Here is a 15,938-nt window from a genome sequence, read left to right on the forward strand (position 1 = left end):
GAGTCGTGTCCTGTCGCAGGCGTTGATGGCTCCGGTCGCTGCGGAGATCGCCCGGCGGCGTCCTCGACGCGGGGCCGGGGCGCAGGGCGCGGACGTCGAGCGGGGAGGCTTACGTGACGACCGGCCGCGGCCTTGTGGTGGAGGTCCTCGCGGGGACGACCAGGCACGCTGTGGTGTTCCCTGTCAAGTTCTTGGGTTCACAAGCTGTGAACGACCCCGAGCTGTGAACCAGCCGACCCTTTGATGGCAGATGGGTGTAGCCCTCCCCGGGGGACGCCTGCGGTTCAGACCGTGAGGTCGTAGTCGTGCTGGTCAGAGGTGGAATAGAGCCGTTCGTACTCGCGGGCGAGATGGAAGGCGAAGTAGGCGTCGAGGTCACCGTTGTCCTTCACCGCCCGGAGTTTGAGGACGGCCTCGGCGCCGCTCAGCCCCCACCTTGCCCCGGTGATCTCCAGACGGTCGCCGATGAGATGCCTGCATGCGCCCTCGATCGGGCCGGTGGCGATCGGCCAGCCCTCGGCCAACGCGGTGTCGCCTCCTCCACCCACACGGTCGGGACCCGACCACGCCGCCGCCTCTCATGCGCAGTCGTACGTCAGCCCGCCCGCTCATAGGTAAGGACGGTCTTCGGGTGGTTGCCGATCGTGCGTAGGCGCAGCGGGCCGTCCGAGGACTTCACGTCGAAGTCGTACTCGGTCCCCTTCGGCAGGCAGTTGACGGTCCCGTGGCCCTGATCGAGCTTGAAGTTGCCCATGATGGACAGGTTGTGCGGGTCGTCGCCGGAGACAACGGCGCTGCCCTTGCATCGCGGGCCAGTGCGGGACTCGATGACCACGCGTGCCCATCTGCCCGGCTCGACCTGGTGGAGGGTCAGCTGCTGGCTGCCGTCCGTGGCTCGCCACCGGCCCACGAACCAGGGGTGGATGGGCTTGTACTTCGTGGCCACCTCGGCGAATCCGGAGCCTTTGCGCCAGGTCAGCGTGGTGGTTTGCAGCATGCTGGGATCGACGAAGTCCACTCGGGCGCCACCGTCTCGGATGCGGGCCTTCGGCCAGGGGATGGTGTTTTTGGTCGGGTCGGTGGTCCAGGAGGAGAGGTCCCCGGTGGCGACGGCCGCGATCACCTCTTGCGGTTCTTCGCCGTCCCTGCAGTACGCGCCGAAGCCGGCCGCGAGCCATACGGTGTCCCGGTACGCCTTTGCCCTGATGCCGTGGCACGGTTTGGTGCCGGTCTCATAGACCGTCTTCCGGGCGGACCAGGCGTCGTCAGAGGCGTGGCGATGCTGTGCCTCCAGGCCGCGGCGAGTGAAGCGGAGGGACACCTGCCGGCCGTCGGACAGTTCGAGGACGGTGTGGTCGTCGTCGTCCTCGACGACCCGTGAATCAGGCTTGTCCTCGGGTTCGCGGTGGGACTTCGTGTGCTTCGCGCTGCTGCCGGACGGCCCTTGTCCGATTGCTCGGCGCAGCCGCCGACGGCTGCGCCGAGCATCAGCACCGCTACCGCCCACGCCGCCGCGCTCTTCGTTCTCATGCCGTGCCAGCTCCCCTGTACGCCGTGCCGCGATGCCCGGGCCTGTGGGTGGCACGAACTCGGCGATGCTAGTCGGTGGGCGGCCCGCCCCGCCCGGCCCCCGGCACGGTGCGGCCCGGCGGTTCCGTCACTCGTCGAGGACGGCGGCGACCGCACCCGGGCCCGGGCCGCCGCCTCCCGCGCCTCCAACTCCCCGATCAACGACCCCATCAGCGTCGCCTCCTCCACCCACACGGTAGAGACCCGACCACGCCGCCATCACCCACAACCACGATCTCCCAGCTCAAACCATCGGGGCCGTCCCCGGAAGAGAGCTACACCCATGGCAGATCGTGGGTGTGCGGGTCAGGACGTTGGTGACGGCGCATAGTGGTGGGCGAGGTCGGTGGCGAGGTCGCGAAGGTGAGCTCTGACTTCGGCGGGGCCGTGCACAGTGATGGTGCTCCCGAACGGCAGCAGTGTCCGTACGTCCTCCAGGTGCGGGAAGCGGATCCGCACCCTGTGGCCGGTGGTGGATTCCTCGTGGTCGTCCTGGACGAGTCGTTGGCCGAGGACCCGTCGCGCTCGCTCGATCTGGGTCTGGTCGATGGTGGCGCTGACCTCTATCGCGTGGTGGTGTTCCCACTGATCAATGAGCGCTGCAGAGACGGTGGCCAGGGTCTGGCCCTTGCGGATCCGTCGTGGCTGATCGACGTCTTTCCACGTGGTGATCCGTTCGAGTCGGTACATCCGTGGCACTCGGGCACAGTCGGCGACGAGGTACCAGATGCCGGCTTTGGCGACCAGCCCGTAGGGATCCACGACCAGGTCGCGTGGGCATGACTCGCGTGTGCTGTTGTACTCGATCCGTAGCCGGCGACCTCGCCGCACCGGGCCGATCAGCGAAGCCGGAGTCGTGCCGGAAACTCGTTCCTGGAGCCAGGGACGGCTGTCCACGTGCACTACGTCGGTGAGCGGCAGGAGCTCATCAACTCGACGTGGCCGTGCAGTGGCGACCTTGGAGAGCGCGCGCCGGCTTTCGACCGACGTTGCCCGTGGGTGGCGAAACCGTCGGATGTCGCGCCACGGAACACCCGGCCCCGCATGGGAATCCTGACCGCTCCCCCTTCACCGTCGGGGACCGCCCGTGACCTATGTACGCCCTCACTTCCGCTCCGACGGCACCTACGTCAGACGCCACAACCGCCGCTCTCGGCCGCGCAGGGAGTAACCCGTCGCTGTCGCCATCGCCGAGCCCATGCCGGCGCTGCCCCGCGGCAAGGGCTGGTGGTACGAGATCTGTCGACCGCGACGGCGTCGGCTACGTCGGCCATGTGGCGCGGCCGAAGCACTTGGCCGCGCCCATACCCGACGGGCGAATCGTGCTGTCGCAGACACTGACCGGCCTCTGGCCGCGGGAGTCGCTGAGCGTTTGGCCGCGGCCGGCCCGGGGCGCCTCAGCATGCGCGACCTCCGCACAAACGCCGGCCGACGCACCGCGAGCCGTGACGGTGGCTGACGGCCGTCCCCTGCGGGTATCGCACGCCCGCCTGATCCATTGGCTCAAACACGAGGCGGCAGAACCTCGATGATCTCGGCGATGCCGACGGCAGGTTGGGCGTCGTGCATGGTGATCACGTCACCGGGCTTCAGATGCTGCCACTGCTCGGGGTGCAGGGGAGCCAGGCGAACGTCGGCTGTCTCTCCAGGCCCGAGCTGCGGCGCGAACTCCACCCAAAGCCGCGCGAGATTCACATCTTGTTTTCCCTCTGCGGTGCGGTTGCCAATGTCCCACAGAGGTCTGAGCCGACCATCTCGTGAGAAGGAACTCCGCCGTCCGCCCTCGCCGGGCTGCCCACCACACATGCTCGGCCGGGTCAACGCCGCCGCACGCTGGATCAACTGGGGCACACTGCCGCTGGGCGGCCTGGTCGGCGGCGCGCTCGCCACCGCCCTCGGAGTCCGGACCACCATGTGGATCGCCGTCGTCGGAGGCTGCAGCGCGGGACTGTGGCTGTTCTTCTCACCCCTGCGCGGCATGCACGACAACCCACTCGGACAACCCGATCCTGTCGCCAGAAGACCGTAATCGCCACCTCAGGGCAGCGACGCCAACGGCGAGATACTCGACATCAAGATCGCCGACCTGAAGACGGCGGCTCCGCATTTCCACATGCACAGCAGCGACCTCGCAAAGGCACTGAGCTCGCGTGCCTTGACGTCGCTCATCACCACGACCGCAGCGGCGCCGTCATTCAGCGGACAGCAATTGCCCGCAGTCACAGTGCTGTTCTCCCGGAGGGCCGGTGCGAGCTGGGCGAGCTTTCCGTACGTCGTCCCGGCCCGCGGCCCGTCGTCCGCACGGCTCACGGTGCCGTCCGGCAGGGTAAAGGGAATGATCTCCCGGTCGAAGAAGCCGTCGGCCAGTGACAAGGACAACTGGTTCCCCGAGTCCTTCGACCCCGTTCCCGACCAGCCGATCACGGACTCCGCCTGGCGCACCTACTCCTGGTCCAACGCCATGGCCGTGCAGAGCCTGCACGAACTGATCTCCGACAACCCCTGAGAAGGCGACCCGTCGGGCATCATGTTCGGCACCCTCTCGCTGCCCGGCACCAACAGCATCGCCAACGTGCGACTGCGTGGGCACACGTATGCCGTCTCCGCCGGGCCGAACCGGACCACGCTCGTCCGGGACGGCAGCGTTCGCGTCCGGCCTGTCGCCGCTACGGACGTGGACGACGTCCGGTTCTTGCGCCGGTCACAAGGCGGGCGTGAGGCTCTCCCAACAGACCGTCCAACCCTGGTCCGGGAATCCCGGGGTCACGCCCTGCGGGCCAGGACGCCCCCGCTCGCCCGCAGGGCCGCCAGGAGAGTCGCGCCAGCCGGCGCACATCATCGCGACGGCGTAGAGCAGGCCTCCCGCGGCCGGGAAGTACGGGGACGGCACCCCGCTCTTCCCGCTGGCGGGCAGGCCGGTGCCGGTGAACCCGAACCGCTCGTGGAGCAAGTACTCCACGGCCGAGTCCGGGTCGCCTAGGCGGGCGGCGTTCATCGCGAGGAGCGGGAAGTCCCAGCTGTACAGGTCAGTGACCGGCCAAGTCTCGCGGACCTTTTGGGTCGTCGCCCGCATGGTCTCCACGTCGACGCCGTCACCGGGCAGCATCCCGAACGGCGCGACGGGATCGGGGTGGTTGGTGTTGTACTTGGTCCACATATCGGGCACGCCCTCGTACAGCACGTACACGCCGTCCTCGACGGGCAGCGGCGCCAGGCCGTCGAGGACCTCGTCCCAGTACGGCTCACGCGCCATGTCGAGGCGCTCGCGCCACTCCTGGGCGATGCGCAGACCGAAGCGCCAGTAGGACAGTTCGAAGGCCGGGTTCAGGGTCTGGGCGGGCGGGTTGCGTTCGTTGCAGCACATGATCGGCGGGCCGATCACGTAGCGGCCGCTCTCCTCGCGGTGGGCGAACGAGGCGATAAGCTCCGCGCTCTCGTGGACGACTTCGCGCCACTTGAGCAGGGTGCTGCGTCCCGGGTGGGCCTGATGGTCGAGTTCCGCGAGGAAGAGGGGGTGGGGCTGCTGCCAGATCAGCAGACAGGTCGGGGTGCCGGGCGACTCGCGGCCGATCGCGTCGTCGTATGTCGTCGTCATCTTCGGCCAGCGGGCGCCGCGGAAGCCCTGGGACGTGGCGAGGCGTCGCGCCGTAGGCAGGAACCGTTCGTAGATGTCGGTGCCGCGGTCCAGGAGCGGCCAGCGGTTCCAGAGCGCGTACTGGAAGGCATGCCACCAGTACATCTCCATGTGGAACTTGCCGTACCAGCCGTTGTTGACGAGTCCTGACTCCTGGGCGGGGTCGTTGCCGGCGTCGTTCACGGCCAGGTGGTACTGGCTCAGGACGATGCGGCGCTCCAGCTCGCGCCAGCGCGGGTCCTCGCTCGCCGAGAGGTCGACCGCCCCGCCGGTCCGCCAGAACCGCGGCCACCAGATCTCGCTCTGGCGCACCACTTCGCCGGCCCTCGGCACGGCGCCTCGCACCTCGGGCGCGAAGAGGGCAGCTACGTCCAACTGGTCGCCTTCGCCCATGACTTCGTAGCGGTGTCGACCCGGATCACTGCGGCTGACGCGGGCGCCCGGCGACAGCGCCAGGCCGACCTCGTAGCGGGTGGCGTCCAGGGTGTGGGTGACGACCGGTGTGCGGCCGCGGCGGCGCAGCACAGTGGTGTGCAGCTCTGGACGGTCCCAGAGGCCGACGTACGGCGCCTCGAACTTGTTGCCTCCGGCCGCGGTGGCGTACGGGAAGTCCAGGAAGACCGAGAGGCGCCCGAGCCGGACGAGTGCGGACTCGATGCGTACGCCCATGACGTCCTGGCCGGGGTGGCAGGCGGTCTCGACGGTGACCCGGTGTCCTTCGAGGCGGAACGCGCTGCGCAGGACGCCCGTCCACGGGTCGAGTTCCTGCACGGTGTCCGTGAGGTCGGCCTCGGCCGCCTCGGTCCCGTCCGCCTTGAGCAGCCGCATGCCGATGCGGCCGAGGTTCGCCCGGTGGGGGTTCTCGCGCAGCCAGTTGTGGAGTTCGGGCTCGTTGTCGTCGTCCGTCCAGTAGGAGACGTCGCGGCCGTACGTGTCCCAGACGGTGCCCCGGTAGTCCGCAATCTTCTTGCCCGGCGGCAGGGCGTCCGCGTGCCAGCCCCAGTCGGAGAGGGTGTTGAACGGTACGAAGGTCTGCAGCCCGGTCACGTCGGCGCCGAAGGCGAACCGGCCGTTGCCGACCTGGACGGGCAGATCGAGGTCGCTGCTGTGCCGGACGACGCGGTGCCGGGACACCAGCGCGTGCCGGTCGATGCGGGTTCCGGTGCCGTCCGTACCGGGTTCGGCGGCCACCGCCGACTCCGCTTGCAGGACGCGGGACATCAGCGTCGCGGAGGTCAGGGCGGCGACTCCCCCGACGAAGGCTCTGCGTGAGACGTGCGGCTGGTCGGTCATGAACGGTTCCTTCCTCGCTGGGTGGACACTGCCACCTGGTAGACGCTCGTGTTGATGTCGATGCCGTTGTCCGCCCAGAAGTTCACGGCCACGTAGTGCCGGTCGCGGTACCAGCTCTGGTCGTCGTCCAGGGTGACGGGTTCGCTGAGGAAGGTGCCGTCGGCCCGGACGTGTACCGGGACGGGTGTGTCGTCGCGGTCGACGAGGATGCGCAGCGTGCCGGCGCGGGGGAAGTCGGGTGCCGTGGAGAGGTCCACCGCGCCGGCGATCCGGAACGTGCGCCCGGCAACCGGGGTGACGGTGTCGGGGCGGCCGGCGTCGGCTGCGATCAGGCTGATCGCGTCACCGGTGTCCGGGACTGCCCGCGTCGCGTCGAGGAGGCGCAGCGGTGTGGTGTCGTAGCGGGTGGTCGCGCCGGTCTGCGGGTTGATGTAGGTGACGTTGTCGACAACGAGGTCCTTGATGTTCTTGTTGTCCGCGAAGCCAGCCGCGAGGGTGCTGGTCGAGTGGTAGACGGAGTCGCGGTAGCGGACGTTCTCCACCGGGGAGCGGGACGCGGCGCTGCGGAAGGAGAAGCTGGTCGTGGCGGGCGGCATGCCGGGGCCTGTGTCGACACGGTCCACATAGATGTTGCGGACCTGAGGGTCGAACGCGTCCGCGTTCGGGAACGGCACGGTTTCGTTGTAGTCGCTGTCGAGTTCGACCAGGGACCGGACGGCGTACTGCAGCAGGCTGTCGCGCAGATAGATGTTCTCCACGGCGCCGCCGCGGGTGGAGTTCGTCTTGATCTTCAGGGCCATGGCGAGGCCGTGACCGCCAAAGACGTTGTCGTGGATGAAGACGTCGCGGATTCCGCCCGACATCTCACTTCCCATGGAGATGGCGGCGGAGTTCCCGGCCTCGTTGCGATAGTCGGAGTCGCGGATGATGATGCGTTCGCTCGGCGTCCGGTGCTCGCGCCCGTTGACGTTGCGGCCGGCCTTGACTGCGGCGCCGTCGTCACTGACGGTGACGTGGTTGTCCTCCATGACCACATCGTGGCTCGACTCGGGGTCGATGCCGTCGTCGTTGTTCCAGCCCTTGGCCTCGAAGCCCTTCGTCTTGTCGCTGTAGATGTCGAGGCCGCGGACGAGAACGTTGGCCGAGCTGAGGGGATGGACGATCCAGAATGGCGTGTTGCGAATCTTCACGTCCTCGATCAGTACGTTCGTCGATTCGTTGGGCTGGATGAAGGAGGGGCGGAACGTCGACTTCATGGCCTTGGCTCCGGCGGGCGGTGTGACGTGGCGGACCTGGCCGTCCTCGACGACGGGAATCGTCTTCGGCAGGTGGCCGTCGTCGCTGAAGAGGCGCTGTTCGACCGGGGTGTCCTCGAAGTTCATGCGGTTGAGAACACCGTTCTGCCCGTAGGTGCCGTCCGGGTCCTTGTCCTCCACCGAGGGTTCGCCCCAGTAACCCTTCTTCCAGGGGCGCCAGTTCCACATGTCCTCCTGGCCGTCGAGCGTCCCTCCGCCGCTCACCGCGATGTCGTGCTGATGCAGGGCGTAGATGAGCGGCGAGTAGCTGTAGAGGTCGGTTCCTTCGTAGCTGGTGCGCACGACCGGGTAGAACTGGTTGGTCCTGTCCCGCATGAACTTCACTACGGCGCCGGTCTCGACGCGCAGGTTGACGCCGCTGAGCAGGTTGATGGCGCCGGAGTAGTAGGCCCCGTTCTCGTTCAGGGAGCCTCCCGGCGGGACGACGACGGTGCCGCCGCCCGCGTCGTGGCAGTCCTTGATCGCCGCGTTGAGGGCGTTGCCGTAGAACCACACCCGCTGGGAGTCGTACACAAGGGGCGAGGTCTTGGCCGCGGGGTCACCGGCCTCGTTCCCTACGGCGTACCGCTCCGTGACCCGGCGGACCTGGGACCGGTAGGCGGGGTCGGTGATGTCGCAGCGGCGGTCGGGGAAGACCGGGACGTGGGCGTTGACGGTGGAGTCGATCCGGTCGTAGAGCGGCTGGTTCCAGTAGGCGCCGTCGCGCCCCGCGGCCCCCGGGTCGTACACGGCCAGCGCGTAACTCCCCTCGGTGCGGCCGTCCTCGGCATGGACAGCGAGCCGGTCGCCCGCCACGACCGGGCCGTCGCGCCGCACGGCACCCGACGCGTCGACGATCGTGCGGCTCTGGTGGGAGCGGTCGGATGCGGTCAGGCGGCCGAGTGTCTGCCGCACGGTCGCGCCGGGGCGCACGGTGACGGTGGATGTGCCGACGTTGCGGATCACGCGCGTGGATCCGGGCTTCGCCACCACGACCGTGCCCGTGGACGAGACGACGCCGCCGTCAAGGTCTGAACTCGCGGCCACAGCAACGGAGTTACCGGCCGGCACCAGGCCCGTAAGGGCCACGGCGGTGCACAGGCCGAGGACGGCCCGGGCCAGTACGCGCGCCACCGGCCGGCCCGCGCCGTGCCGTTCTCCGTGCCGTACTTCTCGCTGCTCTCTGTACTCGTTCATAGCTGGGCCTTCGCGTTCAGTCGGTGGACCGGGCGTGGAACGACACATGTCCGGACCCGACGCGGTAGGCGGCGCGGCCGTCCTCGATGCCGAGGTAGCGGACACCTTGGCCCGTGACGTGGTAGGCGCCGCCGTGAACCACCGGCAGGGCGACGGTCGCCGTCACATTGACGGGGACGGTGACCTCGGTGTCCACGCCATGGCGGTTCCTGCGCCAGTCGACGCCGACGGTGCCGCGCTCTGTCCACTGCGTGCCGGAGGCGTGGTCGAGGCCCTTGTCCGCCGGGGCGATTCGGACCGTGGCGGCGCCCGGCGAGGTGACGGTCAGGCCGAGGACGCTCTCGATGACGCCATTAATCCCTGCTCCGCCCCACCCGTGGGAGAGGCTTTCGCTGCTGCTCTGGGACACCTGGGCACCGGTGCAGTCGGAGGTCTCGCAGCCGGGGGTCCACTGCTCCCACAGGAAGGTGCCGCCCTCGGCGAGCACCTGGGCCGGGCCGTCGTGGTGCGGGTCGGTGAGGAGATCCACCACGGTGTCCGGGCGGTCGGTGACGCGCAGGGCTTCGAGCAGCGTGCGCAGGGTCATCGGCCCTTGCTGCATGCCGAGTGCGGAGATGCGCTCGCCGAGTTCCGGGTACTCGGCGGAAGTTGCGGCTCCGTAGGCGACAGGGAAGGTCTGCGCGTGCTGGCCGGAGTGGTCGATGCGGCTGCCGGTGGCGGTCAGGCCGTCGGACCAGGCGCCGCTCCCGGGGTCGCGCAGCTGGGCTCGCATCGCGGCGGTCAGGTGCTCCGCCCGGTCGCCATACAGGGTGTGGGCGTCCGCGTCGCCGAGGGCGTCGGCGGCCTCGGCCGTCGAGCGCAGCGCACCCAGAGCGAGAGCGTTGACGACGGTGCGGTTAACGTTGCCGTCCGTGACGTAGCCGTAGCGCATCGGGGCGGGCCAGTCGATGATTCCGTACTGGTACGCGCCACTGCCGCCGGGAAGGTCGGCCACCAGCCCGCGGCTGTCGACGGCGGACGAGATGTAGTCGGAAATGTTCTTCATCACGGGCTGGGCCTGCGCCAGCAATTCCCGGTCGCCGGTGGTCCGGTAGTAGCGCAGCACCCACTCAGGGAACATCTCGGTGTAGTCGGGGATGTCCCGTTTGCCGTCCCCATTGGGGTAGACGGCGTTCATGGCACCGTTCTTCCAGTACCGCGCCTGGGAGTTCATGAAGGAGACGATCGCCTGCCGGGTCAGGCTCCGCTCCCCGGAGGCCGCCATGGTCGCGTACGACTCGTCGATGGCGTCGCCGAGGAACTGGCCCTTCTCCCGGGTCGGGGTGTCGAGGAAGACGTTCTGCGCCGACTGCAGGGCCGAGTGCTGCATGAGCGCGAAGACGTCATCGAGGGTGTCGTCGCTGCTGGAGAAGGTGGCCGGGTGGGCGGCGTCGGTGTGCTGCACAACGGCCGTGATGTCGTCGGTGGTCAGCTTCTCGCCGGGGTCGCTGATCTGCAGATAGCGCCAGCCCCAGTAGGTGAACGGCTGCGCGATCTGGGCGCCGTCCCGCTGGGTGTGGAAGAAGCGCATGTTACTGCCCTGGGTGTCGAGGGCCGACGTGCCGGCGCGGGAGTTCTCCACCCAGCTCCCGGCGGCGTGGTCCTTGCCTAGGGCCCGGTCGACAGTGGCGGTCTTCCCGTCCACCGCCGTTACGGTGCGGGTTTCCGGGTCGCCCGCGCCGTATCCGGTCGCGGGGGCGTCGACGGTGACACGGTCGCCGACGTGCAGGTTGCCCGTACTGGCGAGGGTCACCGTGGTGTCCCCGGCGCGTACGGCCGCTGTCAGCGTGGAGTTGCTGCGCCGGTAGCTGGTAGTGAAGGTCAACTGCCGCCCTGCCACGCCGTGCTGGAAGCTCACCGAGGGAACGGCGGAGTTGACCTTGCCGAAGTCGGCGAAGACGGTGCCGTCCGGGAGGCGGAGCAGGGACTTCGGGTGGACCACCGTGCGGGTCAGGTGGGCGTTCGTTGCGGACAGGTGGGTGAAGGCACAGGGTGATGAACCGGACGCGTACGAGGAGCAGTCGGCCGGGTTCGGTCGCGGGTGCGGGCCGACCACCGTGGCGCCGGACCAACTACCGTCGTCGTAACCGGCCTTGTCCCAGCCCGTCAGCTCCGCCCGGGCGTCGTAGTACTCGATCCGGTCGCCCGCGTCCTTGTTCCGGAATGCCACGGTGTCGACGGTCTGCGGGTCGTAGCGGCGTACCTTCCAGGATCCGTCGGAGACCATCACGTCCCGGGTGCCGTCCGCGTGCTCGACCACGACCTTCACTAGCAGACCGTCAGGGCCGTCCGGACCGGCAGGGCCATTGGCGCGCCCCTGGCACTTGCAGTTCCAGTAGTGAGTGACGACGCCGACCGGCAGTTCTTCTCCCGCCTCAACACCCTTGAGTTCCGCGACGTCGTAGAACCCCTCGCCCGCGTATTCGTACGACGAGCCGCGCTGCACCGTGCGCCCGTTTGCCTGGACCTGCCAGTCCCCCACGGCGGCGGTGTAGACGCGGGCAGCGGTCACCGGACTGCCTGCGGACACCCGCATCACCTTGCGGGCGGCGGTCCACTGGTTGTCCGCGTCGTTGCCGGTGGCGGGCCTGCGGATCCACTGCGCGCCCGCCCAGTCCGTGTCACCGAGGCCGGTGACGAACGTCGCGGGGCCCGCGTACGGCGACACCGCGCCCTGGCGGTCCCAGGTCCGCACCGTCCAGCGGTACTGCGTGCCCGGCGCGAGGCCGGGACCGGCGTAGGGAACCCAGGACTGGCGCGCGCCGGGCACCTTGCCGCTGTCCCAGACCGTGTGCCCCGCGCCGTCGCGCACGACCAGTTCGTACGCCGACTGCACCTCGTCGCTGTCGACGTCGCGCGGCAGCCAGCCGAACGGGGGTGTCCCGTCGACGGCCGACGGGTTGACCCTGTCACCGACCGTGAGACCGGCCGGCGCCTGGGGGCTGTGATCGGGCCCTGCGCGGTCCGCGACCGCGGGCGGGGCAAGGGCAAGCGTCAGCCCGAAGGCCGTCGCGACAACACCGAACCGAAGACTGGACCGGGACGGGAACGGCCACTGAAGGCTCATGCACATGCTCCCAGGAAGGGATTTGAATGATTCAACTGGACACGACTACTGCCACTTCCGCGGAAGACAGGAAGCGCAGTTGGAGCGACGTGAAGTGCAACAAGTGTGTCAACTCGGGAGTCATGGGCTTGGCTTGCCGAATTGAAACGTATCAATACCTTCTGCCTCGGACCCTATGAAGAGGCCGAGGACAGTGTCAATGGGTGTGCACAGGAGTGGCAGAAGTGCCGCCCCCGCCGACTGCCTGGGCTCCGGCAACGACCTGAAGCTCAAAAGAGCCTTGGGAGTAGTTGCGGACGATGCGAGGTGGGCACCGGCGCCGATGGAGGAACCGGCTGGTTTCGGCGGTGAGTTCGGCCCAGTCTCAGACTCGGCTGTGCATCGGAAGGCTGCGCTCGAGGTCAGCGTTGACCAGCCCGTCGGGGTCCAACGGGGCGTAGGACGGCACAAAATGCAGCTCGATCCGTGCGGCATGCCAGGCCGGCCAACCAGCACAGGCCCGAGGTCCCCCAGGACACCACCCGGCGGTGCCGGAATCAGTCCCCGGCCGGGGTGTAGACGGAGGCGAAGGACCAGTCGCCGGAGCCGACCTCGTACACCGCCGTGCCGCCCTCGGTGCGCAGCATGCGGGCGCCCCGGTCGGCCCGGACGGCCCCTGAGGTGACCGGCACGTGGACCTCCGCCGTGGCCCCCGCCGGCACGGTCACCCGCAAGCGGTAGGCCGAGCCGTCGCGGTGCCAGGAGGTGGAGACCTTGCCGTACGGCGTCGTGTAGGAGCCGGAAGCGGAGGCCAGGTCCCCTACGACGGCCGGCGCGACGAGCAGCTTTTGGTAGCCGGCCGCGCCGGGCGCCTGCTGGATCCCGGCGAGGCGGCTGGTGAACCACGAGTCGATCGCGCCGAGCATGAAGTGGTCCTGTGACTGGCCGGGGCCGCCGTCCCAGGACTCGCCGAGCGCCGTGTTGCCGTGCACCACCTGATAGCCGTAGCTGGGGCTGGTGGTCTGCGTGGCGATCTTGTACACGATGTCGTCGTGGCCCGCCCCGGACAGCACCCGGAACGCCGCCGGCAGTGAGATCTCACCGAGGTTCAGGTGGTAGCCCGCGTCCCGGATGCTGCCGACGAGGTGGTCGAGGAGCCGCTGCCGCTGGTCGTCGGGGACCGCACCCATGTCGAGGGCGAGGACCTCGGCGCCCTGGCCGCCGCCGCCGAAGGTCCCCGTCGCCGCGTCGTAGTACTTCCGGGTGAGCGCCTGGGCGCTCGCGTCGGCCTCGCTGCGGTAGGACGCCGCGTCGGCGTCGTCACCGAGCACGCCGGCGATCCGGCTGAGCGCGTCCACCACCCGCCAGTAGCCGTAGGTGCCCGCGACCGCACGCGGGAAGGACTTGTCGGGGGTGAACCAGTCGCCGAGCCCGTAGTCGAGGATGCCGTCGGAGACCTGGGTCTTCAGGAACGCCGCGTACCTCTTCATGGCCGGGTAGTAGGTGCGCAGCGTGTCGGTGTCTCCGTACGTGGTGTAGAGCTGCCAGGGCACGAGGACGAAGGCGCCGCCCCAGTTGGAGTCGTTGCGGTAGGCGCCCGGCAGGCTGGTGTATTCCGGCACGGTGCTCGGGACCAGGCCCTCGGTGGTCTGTGCGTCGGCCATGTCCCGCACGATCTTGCGCAGGTAGGCCTCCATGTCGTAGTTGGCGGCCAGGGCCGGGAAGACGAGCTGGTCCTGCTCCAGCCAGCCGAGCTTCTCCCGGCTCGGGCAGTCGGTGAGCACGCTCATCATGTTGTTCTCGATGGCGTTGCGGGTGATCGAGTGGATGCCGTTGACCAGGTCGTTGGAGCTCTTGAAGTCACCCGCGGAAGCGTTGTCGGTGTGCAGTGCCTTTCCGCGCACGGAGACGGTGGCTCCGGCCGGCAGGCCCTTGATCTCCAGGTAGCGGAAGCCGTGGTAGGAGAACTGCGGGTGCCAGGTCTCGCTCTTTGCGCCGCGTGCGGTGTAGCTGTCCCACAGGGGGGCGCCCACGTTGCTGATGGACTGGAAGGCGTGGCCGTCCTTGAGGCTTTCCGCGGGGTAGATGCGCACGGTCGTGCCGGCCGGTGCGTCCAGTGTGATCTCAGGCCAGCCGGCGATGTTGCGGCCGAGGTCGAAGATGCGGCTGCCCGGGGCGGCGCCGGAGACCTCGGTGCCCTTGAGGTTCTCTTCGACGCGGATCGGCTCGGTCTCGCGGGCGCTGAGCTGTGCCGGGTGGCCGGGCGTGCCGGGCCCGTCCACGGTGACCGCGTGCGACCAGGCCGAGCGCTCCTGGTGTGGCTGGTCCCAGTGCGGTATCTCGCGGCGGGCGTCGTAGTCCTCGCCCCCGTACCAGTTCGAGGACGTGGTCGGCCCCAGCACCGTACGCCAGTCCGCGCCACTGGCGATGCGCTTGACGGTGCCGTCGGCGAGGGTCACCTCCAGCTGAGCGATCAGCTTGGGGTCGCTGAGGTTCCCGTAGAGCTTGCGGTACCGGTCGGCGGTGCTGACCACGTTCGACATGCCGTTGCCGAGGGCGACGCCGATGGTGTTGTCGCCGTGCCGCAGCAGGTCGGTGACATCGTACGTGGCGTACTGCACACGGTCCGCGAACGTGGTGTTCGCGGGCTCCAGCACGGCGTCGCCGACCGGCCGGCCGTTGACATCGGCCGTGTAGATGCCCAGCCCGGCCACGTGGAGACGGGCGCTGCGCACCTTCGTGCCAAGCGCGAAGTCCTTGGTGAACAGCGGGAGGCTGGAGGGCAGGTACGGCTTCGGGGGCTGCTGGCCCGTGACCTTCGCGGCGGAGGCGAACGGCCCGGTGGCCGCGTCCCCGGTGGAGAGGGTGTAGTCGACAGGGAAGTTCGGTACGCGGCCATCGTCGGTGAGGACGTCGGACCGCGGATAGAGCACGACCTGGTCGAAGGTCCGGGCGGACTTGAGGTCGAGGGTGAGGGTGATCGGCGAGGACGACAGGTCGGCGCCAAAGTGGGCCTGGCTGGAGTACCCGGCCGCGGTCTGCAGGGCGCTGTTGGTCATCCCGTCGACGGCGAGAGCGGGTTCCCAGGTCTTGCGCAGGGTGTTGGACTCCGAGGCGGTGACGGCCGCGCCCTGGGCGAGGTCCGTGTCCGGCGCGGCGGAGTCGCGCACCTCGATCTCCCCCAACTGCAGCCGCCAGGACCGGTTCGGGAAGTCGTCGGCCAGCGGCAGGCCGAGCTTGGTGACGTCGAGCCGGACGTAGCGGGCGGTGGTCTTCGGCAGCCGGACGACGACCGGCTCCACCTTTCGGGTGCTCAGCTTCCAGTCGGGGTTGGTAATCCACTGCGCGGACCAGTCCTGCGGGTTCGTCAGTCCGGTCTCGAAGACGGCGGTGTCGCTCCAGCGGGACGGGCGGTTCGTGGTGTTCGACCACACCGTCACGCGCCAGTAGACATGGGCGCGCGATCCGAGCTTCTTGCCGGCGTAGGTCGTGCTCGGCGCGTCGGAGTCGACACGGCCCGAGTCCCACAGGTCGGGACGGCCGCTGGTGAGCAGAGCGCGGCTGGTGGCCGCCTGGACGCGGTACGCCTGCTGGATGACGTCCGTGCCGCTTCCGCTGAGCTGCCAGCTCAGGCCAGGAGTGGTGTCGTCGATGCCGAGTGCCTGGCTCAGGTGCTGGGTGCGCAGCGTGACGGGGGCGATGCCGGCGGGTGCTGCCTGGGCGGTCACAGCCAGGGGCAGGATGGTGACCAGTGTGGTCAGGACGGAGGCGGTGACGAGGGCCGGGCGGCGCCGGACACGTCGGGGGAAGGCTGCGGACACGGGGTCTCCTGGCTCGGGTGCGATGGACGGGGTGTGGCGTGGAG

Annotated in this window: 10 protein-coding genes and 1 pseudogene; 2 read left to right on the forward strand and 9 right to left on the reverse strand. The window is 69.2% G+C overall.

Translation table 11 applies throughout. The features are described from left to right. Positions 1–284 precede the first annotated feature (284 nt). The 4 genes and pseudogenes from OHO83_RS08715 to OHO83_RS08730 all read right to left on the reverse strand — a co-directional run. Positions 285–533: pseudogene (locus OHO83_RS08715) on the reverse strand (ISKra4 family transposase); the annotation flags it as partial. Between the two features lie 62 nt (positions 534–595). Continuing rightward, positions 596–1,585: a hypothetical protein gene (locus OHO83_RS08720; RefSeq protein WP_330279067.1), complete on the reverse strand. Its 990-nt coding sequence runs from the start codon at positions 1,583–1,585 to the stop codon at positions 596–598. A gap of 290 nt (positions 1,586–1,875) precedes the next feature. Further along, positions 1,876–2,472, reverse strand: coding sequence for a helix-turn-helix transcriptional regulator (locus OHO83_RS08725; protein ID WP_330279068.1), 597 nt, complete (start codon positions 2,470–2,472; stop codon positions 1,876–1,878). A gap of 600 nt (positions 2,473–3,072) precedes the next feature. Continuing rightward, the gene (locus tag OHO83_RS08730) at positions 3,073–3,264 is read right to left on the reverse strand and encodes a hypothetical protein (protein ID WP_330279069.1); all 192 of its coding nucleotides are present in this window, start codon (positions 3,262–3,264) and stop codon (positions 3,073–3,075) included. Positions 3,265–3,373: 109 nt separating this feature from the next. Here OHO83_RS08730 and OHO83_RS08735 point away from each other — a divergent pair, with 109 nt between their 5' ends. Next, positions 3,374–3,598, forward strand: coding sequence for a hypothetical protein (locus OHO83_RS08735; RefSeq protein WP_330279070.1), 225 nt, complete (start codon positions 3,374–3,376; stop codon positions 3,596–3,598). 8 nt (positions 3,599–3,606) lie between these two features. Here OHO83_RS08735 and OHO83_RS46935 read toward each other — a convergent pair whose 3' ends face one another. Beyond that, positions 3,607–3,879, reverse strand: a complete 273-nt coding sequence (locus OHO83_RS46935) for a hypothetical protein (RefSeq protein ID WP_443066034.1) — start codon at positions 3,877–3,879, stop codon at positions 3,607–3,609. 25 nt (positions 3,880–3,904) lie between these two features. Here OHO83_RS46935 and OHO83_RS08745 point away from each other — a divergent pair, with 25 nt between their 5' ends. Continuing rightward, positions 3,905–4,075 (forward strand): hypothetical protein, encoded by a 171-nt coding sequence (locus OHO83_RS08745; protein WP_330279071.1) that lies wholly within the window; start codon positions 3,905–3,907, stop codon positions 4,073–4,075. A 195-nt stretch (positions 4,076–4,270) separates the two neighbouring features. Here the strand turns inward: OHO83_RS08745 and OHO83_RS08750 are convergent, their stop codons facing one another. The 4 genes from OHO83_RS08750 to OHO83_RS08765 all read right to left on the reverse strand — a co-directional run bounded on the left by OHO83_RS08750 (position 4,271) and on the right by OHO83_RS08765 (position 15,894). Further along, a complete protein-coding gene (locus OHO83_RS08750) occupies positions 4,271–6,496 on the reverse strand; it encodes a hypothetical protein (protein WP_330279072.1) in 2,226 nt (741 codons plus the stop codon). Then, complete coding sequence (locus OHO83_RS08755; protein ID WP_330279073.1) at positions 6,493–8,988, reverse strand: glycoside hydrolase family 28 protein; 2,496 nt, start codon at positions 8,986–8,988, stop codon at positions 6,493–6,495. The genes OHO83_RS08750 and OHO83_RS08755 overlap by 4 nt, the downstream gene beginning before the upstream one ends. Before the next feature lie 16 nt (positions 8,989–9,004). Then, positions 9,005–12,094 (reverse strand): alpha-L-rhamnosidase-related protein, encoded by a 3,090-nt coding sequence (locus tag OHO83_RS08760; protein ID WP_330279074.1) that lies wholly within the window; start codon positions 12,092–12,094, stop codon positions 9,005–9,007. 536 nt (positions 12,095–12,630) lie between these two features. Next, positions 12,631–15,894: a family 78 glycoside hydrolase catalytic domain gene (locus OHO83_RS08765; RefSeq protein WP_330279075.1), complete on the reverse strand. Its 3,264-nt coding sequence runs from the start codon at positions 15,892–15,894 to the stop codon at positions 12,631–12,633. Positions 15,895–15,938 lie beyond the last annotated feature (44 nt).

The organism is Streptomyces sp. NBC_00569 (assembly GCF_036345255.1).
Taxonomy (GTDB): Bacteria; Actinomycetota; Actinomycetes; order Streptomycetales; family Streptomycetaceae; genus Streptomyces.

What these genes read in the sequence shown, in the direction of transcription:
- OHO83_RS08755 (WP_330279073.1), bottom strand. Translation starts at nt 8,988, where the DNA reads ATGAACGAGTACAGAGAGCAGCGAGAAGTACGGCACGGAGAACGGCAC.
- OHO83_RS08760 (WP_330279074.1), bottom strand. Translation starts at nt 12,094, where the DNA reads ATGAGCCTTCAGTGGCCGTTCCCGTCCCGGTCCAGTCTTCGGTTCGGT.
- OHO83_RS08745 (WP_330279071.1), top strand. Translation starts at nt 3,905, where the DNA reads ATGATCTCCCGGTCGAAGAAGCCGTCGGCCAGTGACAAGGACAACTGG.
- OHO83_RS08750 (WP_330279072.1), bottom strand. Translation starts at nt 6,496, where the DNA reads ATGACCGACCAGCCGCACGTCTCACGCAGAGCCTTCGTCGGGGGAGTC.
- OHO83_RS08735 (WP_330279070.1), top strand. Translation starts at nt 3,374, where the DNA reads ATGCTCGGCCGGGTCAACGCCGCCGCACGCTGGATCAACTGGGGCACA.